Origin of the sequence: Lentzea cavernae, from assembly GCF_014653695.1 — a bacterium.
Taxonomy (GTDB): Bacteria; Actinomycetota; Actinomycetes; order Mycobacteriales; family Pseudonocardiaceae; genus Lentzea; species Lentzea cavernae.
Genome location: NZ_BNAR01000016.1, coordinates 132,502 through 153,630, shown reverse-complemented (window position 1 = coordinate 153,630; position 21,129 = coordinate 132,502). Strand labels below are relative to the sequence as shown.

10 protein-coding genes are annotated in these 21,129 nt (G+C 73.8%); 3 read left to right on the top strand and 7 right to left on the bottom strand.

Annotated elements, in window-relative coordinates; translation table 11 throughout:
• Window positions 1-123: 123 nt before the first annotated feature.
• Window positions 124-6,936, top strand: coding sequence for a WXG100-like domain-containing protein (locus IE307_RS37090; protein ID WP_191304126.1), 6,813 nt, complete (start codon window positions 124-126; stop codon window positions 6,934-6,936).
• On the opposite strand, the gene IE307_RS37085 is transcribed toward IE307_RS37090, so the two are convergent.
• The 5 genes from IE307_RS37085 to IE307_RS37065 form a co-directional block, all read right to left on the bottom strand.
• Entirely contained in the window at window positions 6,937-9,486 is a 2,550-nt protein-coding gene (locus IE307_RS37085) for an AAA family ATPase (RefSeq protein WP_191304125.1), read from the bottom strand.
• A gap of 72 nt (window positions 9,487-9,558) precedes the next feature.
• On the bottom strand, window positions 9,559-10,023 hold the full coding sequence (locus IE307_RS37080; RefSeq protein ID WP_191304124.1) for a hypothetical protein: 465 nt from the start codon (window positions 10,021-10,023) through the stop codon (window positions 9,559-9,561).
• Window positions 10,024-10,166: 143 nt separating this feature from the next.
• Entirely contained in the window at window positions 10,167-10,451 is a 285-nt protein-coding gene (locus tag IE307_RS37075; protein ID WP_191304123.1) for a hypothetical protein, read from the bottom strand.
• Between the two features lie 71 nt (window positions 10,452-10,522).
• Window positions 10,523-11,689: a helix-turn-helix transcriptional regulator gene (locus tag IE307_RS37070; RefSeq protein WP_191304122.1), complete on the bottom strand. Its 1,167-nt coding sequence runs from the start codon at window positions 11,687-11,689 to the stop codon at window positions 10,523-10,525.
• A 14-nt stretch (window positions 11,690-11,703) separates the two neighbouring features.
• Window positions 11,704-13,077 (bottom strand): helix-turn-helix domain-containing protein, encoded by a 1,374-nt coding sequence (locus IE307_RS37065; RefSeq protein ID WP_229905457.1) that lies wholly within the window; start codon window positions 13,075-13,077, stop codon window positions 11,704-11,706.
• A gap of 294 nt (window positions 13,078-13,371) precedes the next feature.
• Between IE307_RS37065 and IE307_RS37060 the strand changes: the two genes are divergently transcribed.
• Entirely contained in the window at window positions 13,372-16,374 is a 3,003-nt protein-coding gene (locus tag IE307_RS37060) for an ATP-binding protein (RefSeq protein WP_191304121.1), read from the top strand.
• Window positions 16,371-19,790 carry an ATP-binding protein gene (locus tag IE307_RS37055; protein ID WP_191304120.1) on the top strand — a complete coding sequence of 1,140 codons (3,420 nt, stop codon included), beginning with the start codon at window positions 16,371-16,373 and terminating at the stop codon, window positions 19,788-19,790. Before IE307_RS37060 ends, IE307_RS37055 begins: the two co-directional genes overlap by 4 nt.
• Here the strand turns inward: IE307_RS37055 and IE307_RS37050 are convergent.
• Together IE307_RS37050 and IE307_RS37045 are read right to left on the bottom strand one after the other, a co-directional pair.
• A complete protein-coding gene (locus IE307_RS37050; protein WP_191304119.1) occupies window positions 19,787-20,410 on the bottom strand; it encodes a helix-turn-helix transcriptional regulator in 624 nt (207 codons plus the stop codon). The two genes, IE307_RS37055 and IE307_RS37050, sit on opposite strands and share 4 nt — an antisense overlap.
• Before the next feature lie 55 nt (window positions 20,411-20,465).
• Entirely contained in the window at window positions 20,466-21,110 is a 645-nt protein-coding gene (locus IE307_RS37045) for a response regulator transcription factor (protein WP_191304118.1), read from the bottom strand.
• Between the last annotated feature and the right edge of the window lie 19 nt (window positions 21,111-21,129).

Genomic DNA, 21,129 nt, shown 5'->3' with positions numbered 1-21,129 from the left:
GAGACGCGGGGGCACTCGTCGTGGACGGGAGGACCGGCCGGCTCAAGCCGCTTCCCGCCGATCTCGATCACCGAAACGCCTGGTGTCTATGGTGATCCACATCGCTTCGCCGAGGAGGTGTGGATGGGTGAGGGCAACGGGACCGCTCATCTGCCCGCGGGACTGCAGAAGTTCTTCCAGGTGGTTCTGGGCTTGGAATGGCCCGAGGCCAACGAGGGCGGTCTGCGCGAACTGCGTGATGCGTGGTCTTCTTCAGCAACAGCGGTAGAAGCGTTCTCAGAAGTCGTGGACGCGGATGCGGCGCTGGTGGCCGAAGCGTTGCAGGGTGCGTTGGGCGAGCAGGTCCTCGGGTATCTGCGTACCGATCTCGCTGATGGTGTCGGTGAGGTCGTCGAGGCGATGCGGGAGTTGTCACGTGCGGCGGGGACCGCGGCTGCTGACGTGCAGAAGGCCAAGATCATGCTGATCGCGATGGCGGCGTTGGCGTTGGCGACGGTGATCTCGTTGCTGTACTCGTTGATCTTCTCGTTCCTGGTCCCGGCGGTGGAGGCGGCGGCGCAGGTCGGCCTGCGGCTGGTGTTGCGGGAGTTGGCGGCGAGGATCGCGTCGTTGTCGGTGCGCGGGGTGGGTGCGTCGGCGGTGAAGCTGGGTGTGGACGCGGCGAAGTTCGGTGCGTTCGGTGGTGTGTTCATGGGTGGCCTGGACGGCGGGATCCAGGTGGGTCAGATCGTGGCAGGTCAGCGGGAGGGTTTTGACTGGGAGTCGTTGAAGGGCTCTGTGATCGGCGGTGTAGTCGGTGGTGCTGTGGGTGGTGTGGCGCACGGGTTGTCGCGTGGTGTGGTGTCGGGGTTGTCGGCGGAGGTGCGTGGCCGGGTGTCCGGGTCGGTGCGGGCGTTGGGGCACTTCGGTTATGCGTCGGCGCAGGTGGCCGCGGCGGGTGTGAGCAATCCGTTGATCAACGTGGCGACGGGGATGCGCGGCAACGTCTGGGACGGCATCATCGGCGCCGCCTCGCGGGGACACGCCGCCGCAGGAGGCAGGTCGGGCACGGCGGGCGGAGAGTTGAGGGTTCCCGGCTTCGAGGTACCAGGGGAAGTCGTTCCCGGCAGCCCGTCGCTGGGGTCTACCCCGGACGACGCGTCGGTCGGCACGGCCCCGGCCGGGACCCGGTCGCACAGCCCCGCACGTCCGGTGGGCGAGGCGACCAGGCCGGCTCTCGTGAACTTCCTCGACGACCCGATCCCGGCGGGCGCCCGGCACCGCGAGACGACCAGCAACCCGGTCCACTCCACCCGGGTTCCCAGCCGGGGGACGGCACCGGTCCGGACCGAGACCGCCGCACGAGTCACGGCACAGGCCTCCACCTCCGGCACCCGCGTCTCCGCCCAGTTCGTCCACAGTGGACGCGATGCCGAACCCCTTCACACCGCACCGGCGAGGACGGGCACCACGCTCTCCGAAGCGGTCACCGTCGCCGCGTCCGGCACCCCGGGAACCACCCGCCCCAGCTCCCCGGTCCAGGCCGGCGAGGCGGCAGCTCAGACCCACCCCTCAGACCGCACCGGAACGCACGCCGCGACCTCCGCGAGCGAAGCCCCGCAGAGGCACACCACCTTCGCGATCGGCGAACGTCCGCTGCGTTCGGACGCCACCCTCCACACCGGACTCGACAGTGAACCGGGTCCTTCGGCCTTCGGACCGCCCACCAGGGTCGGCACGACGTTCTCCGAGGCCGTCACCGCGGCCGGCTCCGACCCTCCGTCACGCCCGGCCTCGAAGGACGGTCCCGCGCAGGCCGGATCGCTGCGCGACGTGCTGCCCGAGTACGTCAGGACCGGCCGGGCGCTCGGTGGGGTGGCGGTGAACGCGGTCGGCTCGCGGCCGACGTTCGAAGCACACGTCAAGGGGCTGCTGTCCGGGCTCGGGGCGGGGGACGTGGAAGGTGCGGAGGCGATCACGGCGGCTTTGTTCCGCGGCAGGTTCGAGAGCCTGATGGGGGACGGCGGTCGCTCGGCCGTGCGGGTCGGGGGCGAGTGGTTCGAGGTGCGGGTGCGCGCCGACGTGCGGTTCGGCGACGTCGCGGCGGACCTGCCGGCCAAGCCGGCGTCGCTCGGGCTGCGCGAGCTCAAGGAACGGCACACGGCCGCGGTCGACGACTCCACGGCGGGGGCGTCCGCGCGGGCTCTCGCGATGTCCACGGCGGGGCTGTTGCCGTTCGCCGGGCCCTACGCGTCGGTCAGCGCCCAGGTGCCGCTCGCCTCCCCCGCCGTCGAGCGGACCGAAGGCAACTCCCTCACGGCCCAGACGACGCTGCGGACCTACGGTGACGTGCGTGCGGCGGGTGTTCCGGTGGACTACCACATCACCGTCACCGACGAGGCCGGACGACCCGTCGCCACGAGCACCCACCAGGGCGAGGTAGAACTCCTCGTCCCCGAGGCGCTGATCTCGTCGCACGCACCGCCGGACGTCCGGCAGGCGGTCGCCACCCCCGCCTGGAGCTGGACCGTCGAGTGGATCGCGCCGGACGCCCTGCTGGTGAACGAGGACGACCTGTTCGGCAGGGTCGGTGACGCGCTCTCGAAGGACGTCGTGCGCCTGGGCGCGCCGGGGCGCTCGACGCTCAGCGACTTCCTGAGCGGCAACGGGATCCGCGCCGCGCTGCCGGTCGTGCTGGCCGGAGGTGACGTCGTCTCCCCCGAGTTGCGCAGCCGTCACGGGGATGTCCGCGACGCGGTCCGGATGCGCGCCCACGCGGGCGTTGCGACGCTCGTCGACGTCCTCCCCGGCCAAGGCCAGGTGCGGACCGCCGACAGCGCGGAGCACCAGAGCTCGTGGTCGGCCGCCACGCGCGAAGGAGCCGAGCTCCGCGCGATCGCCGGAGCGGGAACGCGCGTCCACGGCATGGCGACCGTGCTCGGCGGCCTGACCGGCAGTGCCGGCGCCACGAAGGCGAGGACGGCGGGAGGTGGGGCGGACACCAGCCTCACGACGGGGCTGCGCGCCCGTGGGGACATCGGCCTGTACCGCGTCGACACGACGATCGAGGTCACCACGCCCGACGGCCAGGTGCACACCGCACCGGCGGTCGCCTACGCACGGCTCGGTCTCCGGGAGGCCCACGACCTCGGCCTGCCGGTGCCGGAGGGCACGAGCGGCCGGTTCACCGACGTCGGCGAGAGGTTCGAGCCGCCGCTCCTCGCGGCGGGCGCCGCGTCGGGGCAGGTGCGCGTGGGCCGGTTCGACGTCGCGCACCGGGTGGTCCCCGCCGTCGAGGCCGCGCTGAGGCGGACCCCCGGTCTCGAAGGACTGCTGCACGACTGGAACGCCGACGCGGAACGACTGCACGGCGGGGAGTTCGGCGGACAGCTGGTCAACTCGCGCAAGCTCACCACGGCCCTGTCCCCCGCCGCGCTGCGCGCGAAGTTCGGCAGCCTGATCGGCCCCGGCATCTCGGTCAGCTTCAAGATGAGCGGTCTCCTCACCGACAGGTTCGTCAGCGTCACGGTCAAGGCGAGGACCGGACCGGGAACCCACCTCGGCCGTGCCGAGGACCGGACGATCTCCCGCACGGCCGAGTCGACCTCCACGCTCACCGGTTCCACGGCCACGGACGTCGGCTGGTCCGCCGGTGCGGAGGGACGCGCGGTGGTCGTACCGGGAAGCGGTGACGTCTCCGGCTTCGTCGGCGTGTCCGTCAGCCCGATCCAGTACTCCGACAACCGGAGCGCGCGCAACCGCGGTGCGCTCGCGGTCTCCGCCGGCAAGGAGAGCGCGGGCGGCGCCGCCCACGTCTTCGACCACGACGTCGAGCTGGAGATCCAGATCCAGAGCCACACCAGGGCCCGGCCGTGGGTCCGGCGCCTGACTCCGGGCTCGCCGTTCCGGACGGCGCCGGTGGTCACCGCGCTGCCGGGGCCCGAGCCGATCTCGGGCAGGGCGGAGCTGTGGGTCGACGAGTCCTCGGTGCTGCGCGAGGACCCGTCGGAGTTCGCTCCCGGGACACCCGCGGTCACCCCGTTGCCGCAGCCACCGGCCATCGACGCCCTTGTGAACGACGGCAACCCCGCGATCCTGCGCTGGGAGGACGTGGCGCACACCGAGTTCCTGCGGGACCAGGCGCTGCGGCTGATGTCGGAGGCGGCGGGCGGCGACGGCGTGCTGGGTCTGCCGGGCAGTGCCGCTCGCGACCGCCTCGACGCGATGTTCTCGCCCGAGAGGCTCGGCGCGCGGAGCCGAGAGCTGCTCACGAGCGGTCTGCGGGAAGGCGGTTTCCGGTTCGAGCGACGCGTGGCGGACCGGGTCGGCGCGGTCGGCGTGCGCATGTCGCTGCACAACCCCCGGGTGGTGACCTCGTCGGACGCGGGGCGGGCCGAGACCGCGTGGACCGGGGTGTTCAAGGCGGGCGCGGAAAAGGTCCGGCGCCGCGCCTTGGGGGGCAACGCCCAGGTGCTCGGCTACGCCAACGGCGTCGGCGAGACCGCGGTGGGCCGGGGTCAGACCGCTGCCCGCGCGGCCTGGACCCCCTGGGGCCGCAGGCAGGCCGTCGCCAGCGAGGTCACCACGAAGATCGATCGCGCGAACGAGCTCTCGCCGCAGAACCGCACCGTGCTCGTGCGGTACGACGCGACGGCGCGCGTGGTCGCCGAGTCGCGCCGGGAGAGCCTCCTCGACGGTGCCGTCTCCTGGGCTGCGGCCGACATCGCGCTGCCCGGTTCGGTCTTCGCCTGGCTGACCGAGGAGCAGGCACGGCACCAGGGGCTGCTTCCCGGCAGGGCACCGCGAGCCCCGCTCCCCGATCCGCTGGCCGGGTTCGGCGGGGACTCCGGTGTGTTCGGCATGGCGGCACTGGAGGAGAGCCCCGACCTGGGCCCGCTCGTCCAGGCGACCCGCGGCGCGCTGGGCGGCCTCGGCGACCAGCTCCTGCCCCGCTCGCTGTTCGACGACTCGATGGGGAGCCTCGAACAGCTGCGGGTCCTCACCGGCGCCGGCACCGTCGGCAGCCTGCTCGACGACGTGCTGGACGGTGGCGTGCCCCTGAGCGCGCACACGACCGGTCTGCTGACCTCCGCCGGGTACGCCGTGCGGTTGAAGGGGACCGTGCTCGGCACCGAGTTCGCGGGCGTCCGCCACGACGAGGGCGAGCTGACCTCCTCCGTCACCTCCAGCCGGGGTGACAGGCGGATCGTCGAGAAGTTCACCTCCGCGGGCGGACAGCTGCGGATCGCGGCACGCGGGATGTTCTCCTCCGGCGAGTCGGGGACGAAGGGGTCGGAAGGGGTGTCCGGGGGCGTGGGCGTCACGCGGGACCACTTGTGGAGCAGGACCACCACCACCGGCGCGGCAGCGACCCGCGCCGCCATGAGCGGCGGACCGCAGGCCCGTGACCACGCGCGGATCCGGTTCGAACTCGAGGTGTCGAAGGGCACCGAGGTGCTGTCCTCGGTCACGACCGATGCCGAGGTGACGGTGCTGACGCCCGCCGACGACCGGCGGATCCTGCGGCAGGCCGCTCCTCCCGTGGCGCCCGCGACCGCCGACGTGCCCGAGGCGGCGCGCACTCCGGAAAGCCTCACCTCCTGGCGCGGCAGCGGCGCGACGCTCCCGCCGACGACCATGGTGACCGCGACCCGCGGCGCCGCGGAACTCCGGGCCGCCGCGACGCGGGCTCTCGCCCTCGCGGGTGCCCCCGCGCGGCTGACCGGCGCGGGAACCGGGCCCGCGCACACCCTCGCCTCCGCGCTGACGAACTCCGGCCTGCGCGCGGGCCTGACCACGATGGCCGACAGCGGTCTACCGCTCCCGGCGCTGCACGACACCTCCGTGTTCCACCGCGGTGAAGCGACCGTGACCGTGCACGCGCGGTTGTCCAACCCGCGACTGCTGGGCCTGTCCGAGACGGTCAAGCTGCTGCAGGCCGGCAAGCAGCTCACCGCCTTCACCGCCGAGGCGGCCGAGGGCGGCACCGAGTCGGCCTCCGTCACCGCCGGCGAGGGCGCGGTGGGCACCTCCTCCGGGCACTGGTTCGCCCCGCCGGGACTCGACCTCCAGAAGACCTCACGAGTGCTGCACGCGCACAACAGCCTCGCCGTGCACCGCCCGGTCGTCGTGCAGCACACCGGCCTCACCGGGCTGGTGCGGCTCGACGCGGACTACCGCGTGGTGGCGGGCACGGGCGAGGGCCGCACGGGGGCGGCCGAAGTTCGCGCACCGGGATCGGTCGTGGTCAGGATGACGGTCGCGGACATCGCGAAGCTGTTCCACCGAGCCCTGCCCGAGGTCCTCCGGCGTGAGCAGGACGCGGTCCGGAGCGCGGATCTCGCCTGGCTCGAGCACGAGGAGCTCGCGCGGCGAGCGCAGTTCGCCGCCGACGACCTCTGGCTGTACGGCGAGACGAACGCGAAGCGGTGGACCGGAGCGGCCGGCTCCGGCGCGGAGGAGATCGCAGCGCTGGAGGGCGAACTGCGCACGGCGGTGGAGGCGGTGCAGCAGGACCAGAACTCGTTGCGCGCCGAGCGAGCGGACCTCGACCACGAGGTGCGGATCCTGGAGGCCCGGGCCGAACTCGCGCTGGCGCTGCGCAACGCGGCCGAGCCGGGCTCCCCGGACGAGGCGCGGGCTCAGGAGATCAGCGCGGACCTGGCGCGGCAGGAGGTCGGCGTCCGCGCGGAGCTCCAGGAGCTGACGCGGCTGCACCAGCAGGCGGTGGCCGACTTCGCCCGGCTCAACGACCTGGTGCTGCGGTGGGAGGAACGGGGCGACCAGGCACCTCCCGCCGGTGAGGTGGCCGCCGAGCTGGCCGCACGGGCCGGGCGGGCCGCCGACACGGCGCGGGCGGAGTGGTGGGCGGCCAAGCGCGCTCTCGAACGGCGCATCGCGGCGTTCAACCTGGACGCCCCCGTGGACCCGGCGTCCGGCCAGTTGACGCTCTGGTAGTCAGGCTCCGACCGGCTCGGCCTGGCCCAGCGCGGACACGGCGAGGCCGTACCGGGTGCGGCAGCCCGCCTTGGCGAACAGGCGGGTGAGGTTCTTCTCCACCGTCTTCTCGCTCATCCGCAGCGCCTGGGCGATCTGGCGGTTGGTCCGGCCCGCGCGGATGTGGTCGAGGATCGCCAGGTGCGTCTCCGAGAGGTCCGTGTCCGGGGTTGCCGCACCGGCCGCACCGGTGTCGGCGACGAGAGAGCGTGCGTGCGAGAGCAGGCGAGACGCGCCGATCCGCTGGGCGACCTCCACGGCGTCCGGCTGCCCGAGGAGTGCGATCTTGTACTGCTCGCCGCGGGCACGTGCGCTCTGCACGACCTCGCCGATCCGGGCGTCGTCACCGTCCGCGAGCCCGCCGACGAGCAGGCAGGCCTCTTCGGCCGCCGCCGAGCCGGACTCCTCGCGCCAGTGCCGTGCCAGGGCCGCGACGTCGTGGACGCGGTGCGGCTGCTCGACGCGCAGCGCCAGCGACACGAGCCGGGCCAGGATCTCGGCCTTGCCGGGAACGTCACCGGTGCGACCGTGGCGGTGGTAGGCCTGCCAGGCGATCTCGAACCCGCCCGCCAGGTCGGTGTGCGCCCGGAGCCCCGCCTCGACCCAGCCGCGCCACAACGGCAGGCTCGTGACGCCGGACGAGTTCAGCAACCAGGCCTCCGCGCGGTCGTCCTCACCCCGCCACCCGCTGATCTCGGCCGCGAGCACCCGGACGTGTTCGTCGGCGGTCCGGTCGGCGTTTCCGCGCAGCACCAGCTCGCGTGCGGCGCTGAGCGCGGTGGTCCAGTCCCCTGCCGCGAACGCGGTGCGGACGCGGTGGTGCGCCGCGAGAGGGCCGCGCGTCGGCGTCCCGTAGTCCGGGCCGAGCACGGCGGAGAGCAGGGGCACCAGGTCGCGGACGGCGCACGCCGACCGCACCCGTTCACCACCGGTGTGCCGGGCCGGCCTCGTCGCGACCGGGGCGAGCCAGTCCTCGGGGAAGCAGTCGCGCAGCGCGTCGAGGCTGAGGGGCACACCCGCGGTCCAGCGCTCCAGGAGGACCAGCGGGGCGGTGCGGGACGACTCCTCCTGCTCACCGGCGCACAGCGACTCGTCGACCGGCTCGCCCGTGTGCACCGAAGCCAGCACGGCGGCTCTCGTGAGCTGGACCAGTCCGGCGGAGTCCGTCCCCGTCCGCGTCGCCTCCGCGGCGAACCGGCCGAGGCGGTCGTACTCGGTCGTGCGGATGAGGTGCCGGATCAGTTCGGCCTGCGGTGCCGCGCGGTCGGGGGAGTGCCACCACATCGCGCGCAGGTGCTCGGTGCGGCTTCCTGCCACCGGTGGCGCGGCAGCGAGCCGGCGCGCCAGCTCCGGGTCCGGGAGCAGGGCCGTCCCCGCGGCCACGACGTGTTCGACCAGGACCGCGGATCCTTCGCCGCCGAGCCGGTCCCGAAGTTGCCCGGCCATCGCCGCGTGCAGCCGTGACAGGTGCTCGGCTGTGGCGTCCGTCCTCAGCGCGGCCGCCACGGCCGGAACGCGGCACCTCAGGCGAGCCGACGCGTCGCAGTCGAGGATCCCCAGCGCGACGAGCTCGTCGGTCGTGCCGCCGCACTCCGGCACCGGGCGCCCCGTCGCCGCCGCGAGCACCGGCAGCTGGTCGACGGCGAAGCCGGCGGGTCCGGCCGCGAGCAGGACGAGGTCACGGCCCACCTCGCCGAACCGCGAGAGGGCGCGCACCAGGTGGTGCCGGTCGGGCAGGGCCACGGGCGAGGCGGGAGCGCGCAGGCACATGGCGCCGTGCACGACGACGAGGCGTTCTTCCGCGCGCAGCCGGGAGACCGCGCCGAGCACGGCGGCCGGGTTGCCCCACAACGGCCCGAGCGCCTGCCGCAGCACCCGTTCGAGCACCGAGTCGGGTTCGGCGTGCAGGGTCCGTTGCAGCAGCACGGCCGTCTCGTCCTCGGTCAGCGGGCCCAGCTCCACCACCTGGTCCGCCACCGCGCAGAGCTTGTCCTGGCCGCTCGCGGAGTCCAGGGCGCAGGTCGCGACCACGAGGTGCCCGGCCCGCCGCATCACGGCGATCGCGAGGACCGGGTCGCCCAGCCGGTCGGCGTCCTCGACGAGGACGGCGATCCGGCCGGTGACGCTCACCCTGCCGAACAGCGTGCTCAACGCGTTGAGCAGGCAGAAGCGCAACCACGGCGAGCGGTAGGTCTCCGGCGAGCACAGCCGGCTCACCCGGTCGATCGCCTCCGGGAGCCGGGTGTCGGCCCGCAGGAGCTCGAACTGCTCGCGCAGCGCCGCGAGCAGCAGGGTGACGCCGAACTGGTCCCAGCCCGGCGCCGGGGCCCCGCACCCGATCTCCAGGACCACGGCGCCGCGCTCGCGCAGTTCGCGCCGGAACTCGTGGGCCAGCGCCGACTTGCCGATCCCCTCGCTGCCCCGGATCACCGTCAGCCCGGCCTGCCGGTCCTGGGCCAGCACCCCGAGGGCGGACCGCCGACCGACGAAAGTGCCTCGCTGACGTGCCATGAGCTCTTCCTCCCGACCCGGAAAGACACCGGTGAACGAGATCAGCCCATCGACAGCGACTCCAGAAAACCTCTACGACCGCGCCGGGTGCCAGCACCGGGCCCAGTCACTGGTGATCTTCACCGCGACCGGCTCGCCGGGCACGTCCGGCCAGATCCGCAGCAGGACGTCGACACCGGGCGGGCGCAGTTCGGCGCCGTGCGGGAAGCGCACCTCCCGCACGTGGTAGCGGACCCGGTAGTCACCCGGCCCCGTGAGCAGCGGGCCGAGCACGCACAGCGGGCGCTGCGCCCAGTCGAGCAGGGAGGGCTCCCCCGTCGCCGAGCGGTAGCCGACCTCGACCACGTCGTCGAAGTCGGCGGCCACGCAACCGGGCGGTGAGGAGAAGGCCTCGACGGTGAGAGTCGCCGTGCGCGCCCCGTCCGGCAGCTGGAACCTCAGCGCTCCGGCGCAGGCGGTCACGATCTCCCCGTGCCACGGCCGCGACGGGCCCTGGCTTTCGACGCCGCCGCTGATCGTGAAATAGGGAAATGTCACGTCGAGGAGGCAATCGGCGTTCCCGATGGGAACACCGGGCACTCCGCGAGAGGACATGACGGCCATCGTGGAGACGAATTCGGCACTTTTCGCGGAGCCCACTCCGCGTCAGGTGTTTTCGTCCAACCGATGTGCCCGATTTTTCACGGGAAGACCAACGCGTCGAAATCGATGTCGGCCACGTTCCCGACCGCCGAGTGGAGCTTGCGCTCCCCTTCCACGACATCACCGAGCACGGACGACCGCAGCGCCTGCGCGGCCTCGGCCAGCCCCACGAGGAGGTCCACGTACTGCTCGCCGCCACGGCTGCCGCGCTGGGCGGTGCTCATCGTGGCCAGGCGGTCGACGTGCCGATCCAGCTGTGCCGCGAGCTCGAACTCGGGAACGATCGGCGACGAACGACGGAACCGCACCTCGTCCGAATCCATGCGTCCGATCGTGGCACGGGGTCGCGACGTCCGGAGCGACGTCCGGCCGATCGGGGGCAGACCCTGCCCTTTCAGCTCAGGTCGACGTTGCGCGCCAGCAGCTCGCGGCGGCCGGTCAGGTTCCTCTTGCGGTAGACCGAGGACAGGTGGAACTCGACGGTCCGCACGGTCAGGGCGGTGCGCGCGGCGATGTCCTTGTTGCTCAGGCCGTCCCTGGCGAGCCACGCGATCCGGCGCTCCTGCTCGGTCAGCGGCGGCCCCGCCACGGCCGTGCCCAGGCCGTCCAGGGAGACGGCGATCCGGCGCGCGAGCATGTCGCTGTGCAACTCGGCGGCCAGCCGGGAGGCGCGGTCGAAGTGGTGGCGCGCCCCGGAGGGATCGCCGCTCAGCGCCAGCCGGACCGCGAGTTCGCGGCTCGCCTCGGACAGGTGCATCCGGCAGCCGGCGAACTCGAAGAGGTCGACGGCGTCGCGCAGCCGTTCGACCTGCCTGCCGTCGTCCTGCACGAGCGCGAGCACGTAGAGCGACCAGCCCAGGTTGATCGGGCCTCCCCACGCCTGGGCCGAGGCCGCCTGCTGCCGGGCCAGGCTCGCGGCGAGGTCGGGCTGTCCCGCGGCCATCGCGGCCAGCGCCGCGATGCCCTGGCGCTGCACCACGAGGAACGACGACGCCAGTTCGCCGGCCGGGTACCTGAGGGCGGCCAGGCAGTGCTCCAGCCCCTCGGAGTAGCGGTCCGCGTACAGGTGCGTCAGGCCGTGCACCGAGCGCAGCACACCCCGCACGGCCGGCACCTCGGCGATGATCGCGGAGAAGTCGTGCTCCTCCACGAGCTGTTCGGCCTTCGCCGCGTCGCCGAGGAGCAGGTGGATCTCGACCAGCGACAACGCGGCCATCCCCCGGCCCCGCCCGACCAGCGGCGTCAGCTGCTCTCGCGCTCCCAGGAGGTCGCCGATCCAGCGGGTGATCTGGGCTCGCAGCACCGGCAGCAGTTCGACGATCGCGGGCACCGGCGAGTCGCGCAACCGGAGCAGGTGCGCGTCGGCCGAGGCGACCTCACCGGCGCTGACGAGGATCGAGACGGCACGCCAGACGCACCGGACGTTCTCCGCGCAGGCGGGCGACGCGAGCGCCTCCTCGGCCAGTTCCACCGCCGCGATCCGGTCGTGCCCGCCCTCGTCGACCGCGGCCAGCGCTTTCGTCGCGGCACACGACTCGTGCCCCTCCACCGCGAACGTCACGCACCTCTCCTCGTTCACAGCGGTGGGATCACCGTCCGGGCCAGTCCGGTTCGTCCGGTCACGCCCAGTTTGCGGTAGATGTTCGACAGGTGGAACTCGACGGTCCGCACCACCAGGTGCAGGCCGCGGGCGATGTCCTTGTTGCCGACCCCCGCCCTGGCCAGGTGCGCGACCTTCAGCTCCTGGTCGCTCAGATCGGACTCCTCGCTCGCGAACCTCCGCAGGGCCTCCCCGGCACGCTCCCGCCACACCCCGGCCGGGGCGTGGCCGCGTGCCGCCGTCAGCACCTCCAGACCGCGCGGCCGGTGGCCGTCGTGGCACAGCTTCGCGCCCAGGTCGCACCGGGTGCGCACGAGCTCGAACGTCGCTCCCGCCCGTTCCAGCAGCTCAGCGGCCTCGGTGAGCTGGCGGACGACGTCACCGGACACCAGGGCGGCGGCGCGCAGGGCGATGCCGACCGCTCCGGGCGTGCCCCACCTGCGCGCGTCGACGAGTTCCTTCTGGGCCAGGGCGAGGGCGACGTTGCGCCGCCCGAGCGCGGCCGCGCTCAACGCGGCCTGCGAGCGCCACGGCAGCACGGCGGGGTTCACGACCTCGACCCGTGCGAGCTCCCGCCCGCACTCGACGAAGTCCTCGTAGGCCTGCGCGGCGCGGCCCGCGGCCAGGTGCTGTCCGGCGCGGGCGTGCAGGAGTTCGGCCCGGTCCCGCCGGCCCGCGAAGGTCGCGCCGAGGTCGCGGGAGTCGAGCAGGTCACCCGCCCGGTCGGCCTCACCCCGGTCGACCAGGGCGGCGGCCGACCAGGCGACGACCAGTCCGGTGCGCCAGGGACGCCCTTCGTCGTCGAGGAGGGCCTGGAAGCGCCGGTGCGCGGAGTCCGGCCTGCTCGTGGCCTCGACACGGGCGGCCAGCAGCTCCGCGGCGTGCCGCAGCCGCGGTTCCGACGAGGTGTCTCCCAGGGCCCGCTCACAGCTCCGCAGGGCGGTTCCGGCTTCGCCCGAGTACACGAGCGCGAGGTTCGCGAACCAGAAGGCTCCCAGTTCGCCCGCACCCGGTTCGGCCAGCGCGCGCCGGGCCCGTTCGACGGCGGCTTCCCGGCCGTGACCCCGGTTGACGTACACCACCGCCTGGACCGCCGCGCCGAGCGCCGGGCTGAGCGTCTGGTCCGCGCGCCGGTCGGTGTCCTCCGGCCGCGGTCCGCCCGCGAGGTGGACCAGGCCGGACGGGTCGGGCGCGTCCTCCTCCGGCCGGTCGAGCAGGCGGTCGATGCCGCGGAGCACGAGCTCGTCGGCTTCCCGCCAGCGGCCCTGTTCCGTCAAATCGGCCCGGGCGAGCCTGACGGCGTCGAGTTCGCGGCGCGGTTCATTTCTCGCGTCGCCAGTTCCCTGCATGTCCATCCATTGTCGACGGGGCGTCTCGGCCCGGAAGCGGTCACGTGCCGAAGTCAGCTGACCACGCCCCGACTAATGCCGCCAAATTAGATAGCCGAACGATTCTCGTCAATCACACAAGACAGTGATCTTTCGCGCGAACGGTGAGTGACTGTGCCGGTGCTCACTGTGGATCGCCCGCAGTCTTTCGGCTTCCGTTCCACTAACGCACCCCGGCGCGAGCACGATCGTTGGGAGACGGGGTGGTTCCGCTTCCGGCGGAGCGTTGAGGCGCGATGTGGCGGCGAGGGCGTGATGGGGCTGAGGCTCGACCTGTTCGGCTCGGTGCGGGCCCGGATCGGCGGCGACGAGGTCGAACTCGGGTCCGCCCAGCGCCGCGCCCTGCTCGCGGTGCTCGCGCTGCAGGCGAACCAGGTCGTCACCCGCACCGAGCTGATCGACGCGCTGTGGGGCGAGAAGCCTCCGAGCAGCGCGAGCGGCAGCGTCTACACCTTCGTGTCGTCCCTGCGTGCCGCGCTCGAGAGTGAGAGCGCTCCCACGGTTCTGGTGTCCGAGGGCTCCGGCTACTGCCTGCGACTTGGTCCGGACGCCGTCGACGTCTTCCGGTTCGAGGAGCTCCGCGAGACGGGCCGCCGCCGCGAACGCGACCACGACCGCGCCGGAGCGCTCGCCGCGTACGCCTCCGCCCTGGAACTGGCCGCCGAGGAACCCCTGGCCGGTCTGCCGGGCCCCTTCGTCGCCGCCCACCGCGACCGCCTGCGGGAACTCCGCCTCGACCTCGTCGAACGGCGGGCCCGTCTCCTGCTGGAGACGGGCGAGGCCGCGCTGGCGGTCTCCGAGCTGTCCCCCGTGGCCGCCGGTCATCCCGGCCACGAAGGCCTGCAGAGCATCCTGCTGCTGGCGTTGCACCGCTGCGGGCGGCGCGAGGAGGCCCTGCGGCTGTTCGAGGAGCTGCGAACCGCCTCGATCGAGGACTTCGGCACCGAACCGGGTCCCGGTCTGTGCGCGCTGCGTGACCAGATCGCCGCGAACGACCCGGCGTTGCTGCCGGCCGCGCAGGCCGCGGCGCGGACCCTGGCGCTGCAACCGCCGGAGGTCTTCGTCGGGCGTGAGGACGAACTGGCCGTGCTGCGCGCCGCGGTGGCGCGGCTGGGCCGGGCCGGGGAGGCGGTGCTGGTCGAGGGCGAGCCGGGGATCGGCAAGACCGCGCTGCTGGCGGTGGGGTTGAGCGGTGCGGACCACCGGATCGCCGCGGCCGCCGTGGACGGACCGGCGGGGACGACGCCGCTGCAGGTGGTCCTCGACGCGCTCGCCCCGGTGGCGGGGACGATGGCCGAGCGTCACCTCCGGCTCGCCGAGGCCGCCCGCGCGGTGGACCCCGCGTCGCCGGACGCGGTCGAGGGCCTGCTCGGCGAGGTCGAGTCGTTCGTCGAGCAGGTGTGCGCCGCGGGGCCGCTCGTCCTCGTGACCGACGACCTGCAGTGGGCCGACCCGCTGAGCCTGCGCGCCTGGGAGCGGCTGGCAGCGCTCACGCACCGGCTTCCCCTGCTGCTCACCGGTGCCTGCCGTCAGGTGCCCGGACACCGCGCGCCGGAGCTGGCCCGCCTCGCCTGCGCGGCGACGGTGCTCACGGTGGCGCCGCTGCCGTCCGATCAGGCGTTCGGCCTGGCGGAACGCCTCGCCGGAGCCATCGACGTCACGCTCCTCGACCTCGTGCCGCGTGCGGCGGGCAATCCCCGCTACCTGCTCGAGGTCGTGGCCGGTGCCGCCGCGGCCGAGCCCCCGGTCCACCTGGCGGGACCGCTGCCGGTCGACCTCCCGGAGTGTGCCGTCACCGCCATCGCGCACAGCCTCGGCTTCCTGGCCCCGGGCTCCCTGGAGGTCCTGCGCCGCGCGGCGTTGCTCGGCGGCACGTTCGCCCTGAGCGAGCTGGCGATCGCGGCGGGCGGCGCGGGTGGGATGGAGGCCGCGATCGAGGAACTGCTGTCGGCGGGACTGCTGGTCACGGCACCGCGCGGGCTGGCGTTCCGGCATCCGGCGGTCCAGGAGTCCCTCCTCGCCCGGTTCTCCCGGTCGATCAGGATCGCGATGCACCGCGAGCTGGCCGAGGCGCTCGACTCCGGCCGGGCGCCGGTCGAGCGGGTCGCCGCCCAGCTGCTCGCCGGGCCGGTGCCGCCGGACCGCTGGGTGCACGAGTGGCTGACGCGGTCGGCGGCCGACCTGGCCGCGCGGGAGCCGTACTCGGCGCTGAGGCTCCTCTGGGCCGCGCTGGCCAGCGGAACCGCCGGCCCGCACCGCGACCGGCACACCGTGGTGCTGGCCAGGCTCAAGCACTGGCTCGGCAGCGAGATGGGCGGCACGGCGGGCAGGCCGGCAGGCCAGTCCGAGGACCCCGCCGTGCGTGCCGAGATGCGCTGGCTCATGGCCGTCTCGCACCACCGGCGCGGCGATCGCGCGCGAGTGCCGGCGGACACCGCGGACGCGCTCGCCGATCCGCTGATCCCCGCGGTCTGGCGCCACCTCCACGTCGCGCTGGCCTCCCAGGCCCGCTGCCAGGCCGGTGCACGACGGAGCCAGTGCGTGGAGGACCGCGTCGAAGCCCGGTACCTGGCAGGGCGGTGGGACGAGCTGATCTCGGAGCTGAGCCGGGTGCTGGACGACGGCCCGGCCATGGCGACGATGGCGCTCGGCCACCCCACGCCCGCCCGGCGGCTCAGCGGCGCGCTGGCACTGGTGACGGCCCGCCGGGACCGGTCAGTGGACGCCGGCACGCACCTGAGGGCCGCCTGGCAGGGAGGCCTCGACGAGGACGCGGAGGCGGAGGGTGGCGAGTTCGTGGTCGCCGCGCGGGCGACGATGGCGGAACAGCTCGGCCACCACCGGCACGCGCTGGAGGTCCTCACCGCGCTGACGCGGCGCCCCACGCCGCTGGCGCACCGGCTGATGCCGTCCCTGGTCCGGCTCGCCGTCGACCTCGGTGAGCACGACCAGGCCAAGTACGCGACGTTGCGCTGCGAACGGGCACCGGACCAGGCGGTCGCGGCCCTGCGGTGCCGGGCCCTGCTCGACCACGACCCCCTGGTCGCGCTGGCCGCCGCCGCGATGGCCGGGGAGAACGGCGACGAGCTCGACGCGGCCGAGGCCACCGAGGACGCCGCGGTGCTCTTCGCGCGCAACGGCCTGCTGGTCGAGGCGACGTCCGCGTTGCGCACCGCCGTCGCCCGCTACCAGGAGCTCGGCGCCCACTGGGACGTCCGCCGGGCCGCAGCGCGAACGAAACGGGCAGGTGAGCGGTGAAGACGCTGGAAGTGGACGTGCTCGGCCCGTTGCGGGCCCGCCTGGACGGCGACGAGGTGACCCTCGGGCCCGCCCGGCAGCGCGCGGTGTTCGCGGCGCTGGCCACCTGGCCGTCCGCCAGGCCGATGTCGCGCGGCGAACTGATCAGGGCCGTGTGGGGCGAGTCCGCGCCCGCCAGCGCCGACGGCAGCGTCCACACCTACGTCTCCGGCCTGCGCCGCGTCCTCGACCCCGAGCGCACCCGCCGGTCCACCGGCGGTCCGCTGGTCTCCGACGGGCTCGGCTACCGGCTCGTCCTGCGCCGGCTCGACACGCAGGTCTTCGACCAGCTGCGGGAGCAGGGCGAGAAGGCACGCGCCGGAGGCGATCTGCGCGCCGCCGTCGAGGCGTGGGACGCCGCCCTGGAACTCTGGCGCGGTGACGCCCTGTCCGGCATCCCCGGGCCGTGGGCCGAGGCGTTGCGGGTCCGGCTCACCAGCGCCCGGCTGGCGGTGGTCGAGGCGCGGGCCGCCGCCCTGCTCGCGCTCGGCTCGCACGAGGACCTCGTCCCGGAACTGATCGTGCTGGTCCGCGAGCACCCGCTGCGGGAAGGCCTGTGGCATTCGCTGATGAGTGCGCTGCACGCCGGTGGCCGCACCACCGAGGCGCTGGACGCCTACCGCCAGGTCAGCGGCATCCTGCGCACCGAACTGGGCGTCGCCCCCGGCCCCGAGCTGCGCGCCGTCCACCAGCAGGTCCTCGGCGACGGCGGGCAGGCCCGGCAACCGCGCCGGCCCCTGCTCTCGGTGCTGCCGGGACAGGTCGCGAGGGCGTTCGCCGACCCCGCGGAGACGAGCCGCGGGCGGGCGCACGAGGTCGAGGCGGTCCGGCAGCTGCTCGACGACGTCGTGGCGGGCCGGGGCAGGGGGCTCTGGCTCGAAGGCGAGCCGGGCATCGGCAAGACCTCGCTGCTCACGACCGCGCTGCGCGACGCCGCCGAGCAGGGGTGCCACGTCGCGTGGGCCGCCGCGGCGGAGCTCGGCCGGCGCTTCCCCCTCCAGGTGCTCATGGACGCCCTCGGTCTCAGCGCCGCCGACAACCCCGCCACGACGGACGTCGTGCTGGCCCACGTCACGAAGCTCTGCGCGCAGGCGCCGCTGGTGCTGGTCGTCGACGACCTGCAGTGGGCCGACGACGCGACCCTGGAGGTGTGGCGCCAGCTGGCCGCGGCCGCGCGCCGCGTGCCGCTGCTGCTCGTGGCGGCGACCAGGATGGGACCGCGGCGCGCCGAACTGGCACAGCTGCGCCGCACGGTGCAGCTGCACGGTCACGAGGTGCTCGAACTGGCACCTCTGTCCGAAGTGGACGTGATGTCCATCGTCGAGGACTTCGTCCAGGGCACCCCGGGGCCGGCGCTGCGAGCACTGGTGGGCCGGTCGGCCGGCAACCCCATGTACCTGCGGGAGGTTCTCGGCGCACTGGCCGGTGACGGCGTGCTGACGTTCACCGGGGACGTCGTGGACCTCCAGCACGACGCGCCGTACGAACCGCCGGAGTCGCTGACCGGGGCGGTGACCCGCACGCTGGACATGCTCGACGGGCGCACGCGCGAGGTGCTGCGCCGCGCTTCGGTGCTGGGGCCCCAGTTCGGGGTGGCCCAGGCCGCGGCCGTGGCGGGGGAACCCGTCTCCCTGCTCCTGCCGTCGTTCGAGAACGCGATCACCGCGCGCGTGGTCGTCGAAGCCGGGCAGGAGCTGGCCTTCCGGCACCCGATGCTCCAGACGACGCTCTACGGCGAGCTCTCCCCCGCGGACCGGCTCGCGCTGCACCTGCGTGCCGCCAGGGTGGTCGCCGACACCGACGGCCGGGTGGAGCAGATCGCCCAGCAGCTCCTCCTGGCGCCCGGCCACGACGACGAGTGGACGATCTCCTGGGTCACCGAGCACCGCGAGGAGCTGGCGAACAGGGCGCCGCTCGTGGCGGTCGAGCTGGTGGAGCGGGTGCTCGACAGCTGTCCGGTCCCGCGTTCGTGCCACGAAGACCTGCTGCACACCCACATCCTGCTGCTCTACCGGCTCGGCCGGGAGCCGGAGGCGCTGGCCCGCGAGGCCGTGGCGACGACGGACGACCCGGCGCGCAGGGCCGAGATGCGCCACATCACGGCCGCGATGCTGCACCGCCGTGGTGCGTCGGCCGAGGCCCTCGAGGTGCTGGAGCGCAACGACGGTCCCGACGTCCCCCGCTTCTGGCGGCAGCGGATGACGACGTTGCGGGCCACCATCAGGTCCGACGGCGTGACGGACTTCGACCTCGCCGCCGAGCGGGCCGCGCAGGCCAGCCGGACCGCGATCGCCTCGGGTGAGCCGTACCCGATCGCCGCCACGCTGCAGGCGCGGTGGCTCATCGACTCCGTGCGGCGAGACCACGAGTCCGCGCTGCGCCACGTCGACCGCGCCATCGAGACCTTGCGCGGTCAGGACGAGCACACCGACCTGCTGCACGGCCTGATCGCCAACAAGGTGTTCACGCTGCAGAACCTCGACCGTCCGGCTGAGGCGGGCGAGACGCTGCGCGCCGCGCGGAGCACCCACGGCCGCGGCCCGGTGCCGCTCGCCCTCCAGAGCGCCACAGCCGTCCAGGGCTTCTGGTCCGGTGACTGGGACGCCGCGCTCGCGACGCTCGACGCGGTGGCGGAGAGCAGTCCCGGTCTGGCCAGCAGCAGCGTGCTGCCCACCGAACCGCTGCTGAAGCGCATCTACGGCGTGGCCGCGATGATCAACCAGTTCCGCGGCAACGGGGACGAGGCGGAGCGCCTGCTCGCCCGGGCCCGCACCCGGTTCGACGGCGGCGCGCCCCGGCCTGACGGGTGCGACTTCCTGTTGATGGCCAAGTGCATGCTCCGCGCCCACCACCACGAGGACGTGGAGAGCGCGCTGAGCCTGGCCGCACCCATGCTCGACACCAGCACGGCGAAGCTGACGGTCAACCACCAGTGGTTCCCGGCGCTGGCCCGGATGGCGCTGGTGAACGGCAACGCCGTGGTCGCCGCCGAGGCGCTGGCGGCCTGCGAGATGGAGGCGCGCAAGGAGAAGCTCCCCGCCCGCGCCGCCAACGCCCTGTTGTGGTGCCGGGGCATCGTGCACGGTGACCCCGAGCCGATCCTGGAGGCGGCCGCGCGGTTCCGGCGCCTCGGCCGGGCCGTGGAGCTCAGCGCCTCGCTGGCCGACGCGGGCCGGCTGCTGGCGGGCACCGACCGGCGGATCGAGGCCCAGGCGTGTCTCGACGAGGCGGCGGGCATCCTCGACCGGCTCGGCTCGTTGTTCGACCGCGAGCGGTTCGAGCTGCACATGAGCCGGTTCGGCCTCAAGCCGTCCACTCGCCGCGTTCGCGAGGCACGCGTGGCCGCCGGCGCGCTGACTCGCGACCAGGTCTCCTAGATGACGCCGGCACGCATCGCGTAGGCGACCGCGTGCGGCCGGTTGCGGAGGTTGAGGCGCGTGGTGAGCGCGTAGATCACGTTCTTCACGGTGCGCACGGAGTAGCAGAGCTCGTCGGCGATCTCCGCGGTGTCCCGCCCTTCCGCCATGAGGCGCAGGACGTCGACCTCGCGCGCGGTGAGTCCGGCAGCGCCGAGACCGCGGGGTTCCATGACCTCGCGCTGCAACCAGCGCACCTTGTCGAGCAACTGGCCGAGCATCTCCGCGGGCAGCATCGCGCGGCCGCCCGTCACCGCGACGACGGAGTCGACGAGCTGGTCGCTCGTCGTGTGCGCCCGCAGGAGCACCGACGCGACCCGGCACTCGACCGCGGTCAGCACGTCGGTCTCCTGGAACTGGTCCGCCAGCAGGACCTTCGGCGCCGCTTCGAGCACGGGCGCCGACCTCAGCTGCCCGATCAGGCGCGGCGTGAGGTGGCTCGCCTGGACGACCAGCACGTCCCGTCCGGACAACTCGGCGCGGTCGACGACGGTGACCTCCTCCCGCCCGCGCAGAAAGCTGGTGAGACCGGCCTCCATGATCGAATCGACTGCGAGCACCGCAACGCGGACCGGTTCCACGGCTTTCACTCCTCTCGCGCCCGCCGCTCGTGGCGACGGGTCTCAGCAACGTCGGTCAGATGACGCCGGCACGCATCGCGTAGGCAACCGCGTGGGCCCGCGACTGCAGGCCGAGCCGGGACATCACGCCGTAGAGCACGTTCTTCACGGTGCCTTCCGAGTACGTCAGGCGTTCCGCGATCTCGTCGGTCTGCAGGCCTTCCGCGATCAGTCGCAGCACCTCGCACTCCCGCGTCTCCAGCCCGGACAGCGTGAGTCCGGCGGGCTCCAGCACCTGGGAGCGCAACTGGGAGAGCTGGGCGAGCAGGACGCCCTGCAGGTGCGGCGGCAGCACGGCGGCCCCGCGGCTCACCGCGAGCACCGCCGACACCAGCGCGGCCTCGGTGATCTCCGCGCGGTACAGGACCGCCTCGATCCCGCTCTCCACCGCGGGGAGCACGGCCTCGGCGCGGAACTGGTGGGTGACGAGCACGCACCTCGGTCCGGCGGACCTGCCACCACGGGCCCGCAGGTTCTGCAGGTAGGCGAACGACTTGGCCTCGGCGATGCCGTCGACGACCAGGACCACGACGGCGGGGCGACCGGTCCCCAGGTCGTCCTCGCTCATCAGCCTCAGCCGGCTCGACGAGGAGAGCATCGCCGCCGCACCCGCGCGGCTGACCTCGTTGGCACCGTGCACCAGCACGTCGACGACGTCCATCACGCCTCCTCGGGGAGCG

Excerpts from the sequence above, each read along its gene's own strand:
- IE307_RS37090 (WP_191304126.1), top strand. The coding sequence starts at position 124 with ATGGGTGAGGGCAACGGGACCGCTCATCTGCCCGCGGGACTGCAGAAG.
- IE307_RS37085 (WP_191304125.1), bottom strand. The coding sequence starts at position 9,486 with ATGGCACGTCAGCGAGGCACTTTCGTCGGTCGGCGGTCCGCCCTCGGG.
- IE307_RS37075 (WP_191304123.1), bottom strand. The coding sequence starts at position 10,451 with ATGGATTCGGACGAGGTGCGGTTCCGTCGTTCGTCGCCGATCGTTCCC.
- IE307_RS37065 (WP_229905457.1), bottom strand. The coding sequence starts at position 13,077 with ATGCAGGGAACTGGCGACGCGAGAAATGAACCGCGCCGCGAACTCGAC.
- IE307_RS37060 (WP_191304121.1), top strand. The coding sequence starts at position 13,372 with ATGGGGCTGAGGCTCGACCTGTTCGGCTCGGTGCGGGCCCGGATCGGC.
- IE307_RS37045 (WP_191304118.1), bottom strand. The coding sequence starts at position 21,110 with ATGGACGTCGTCGACGTGCTGGTGCACGGTGCCAACGAGGTCAGCCGC.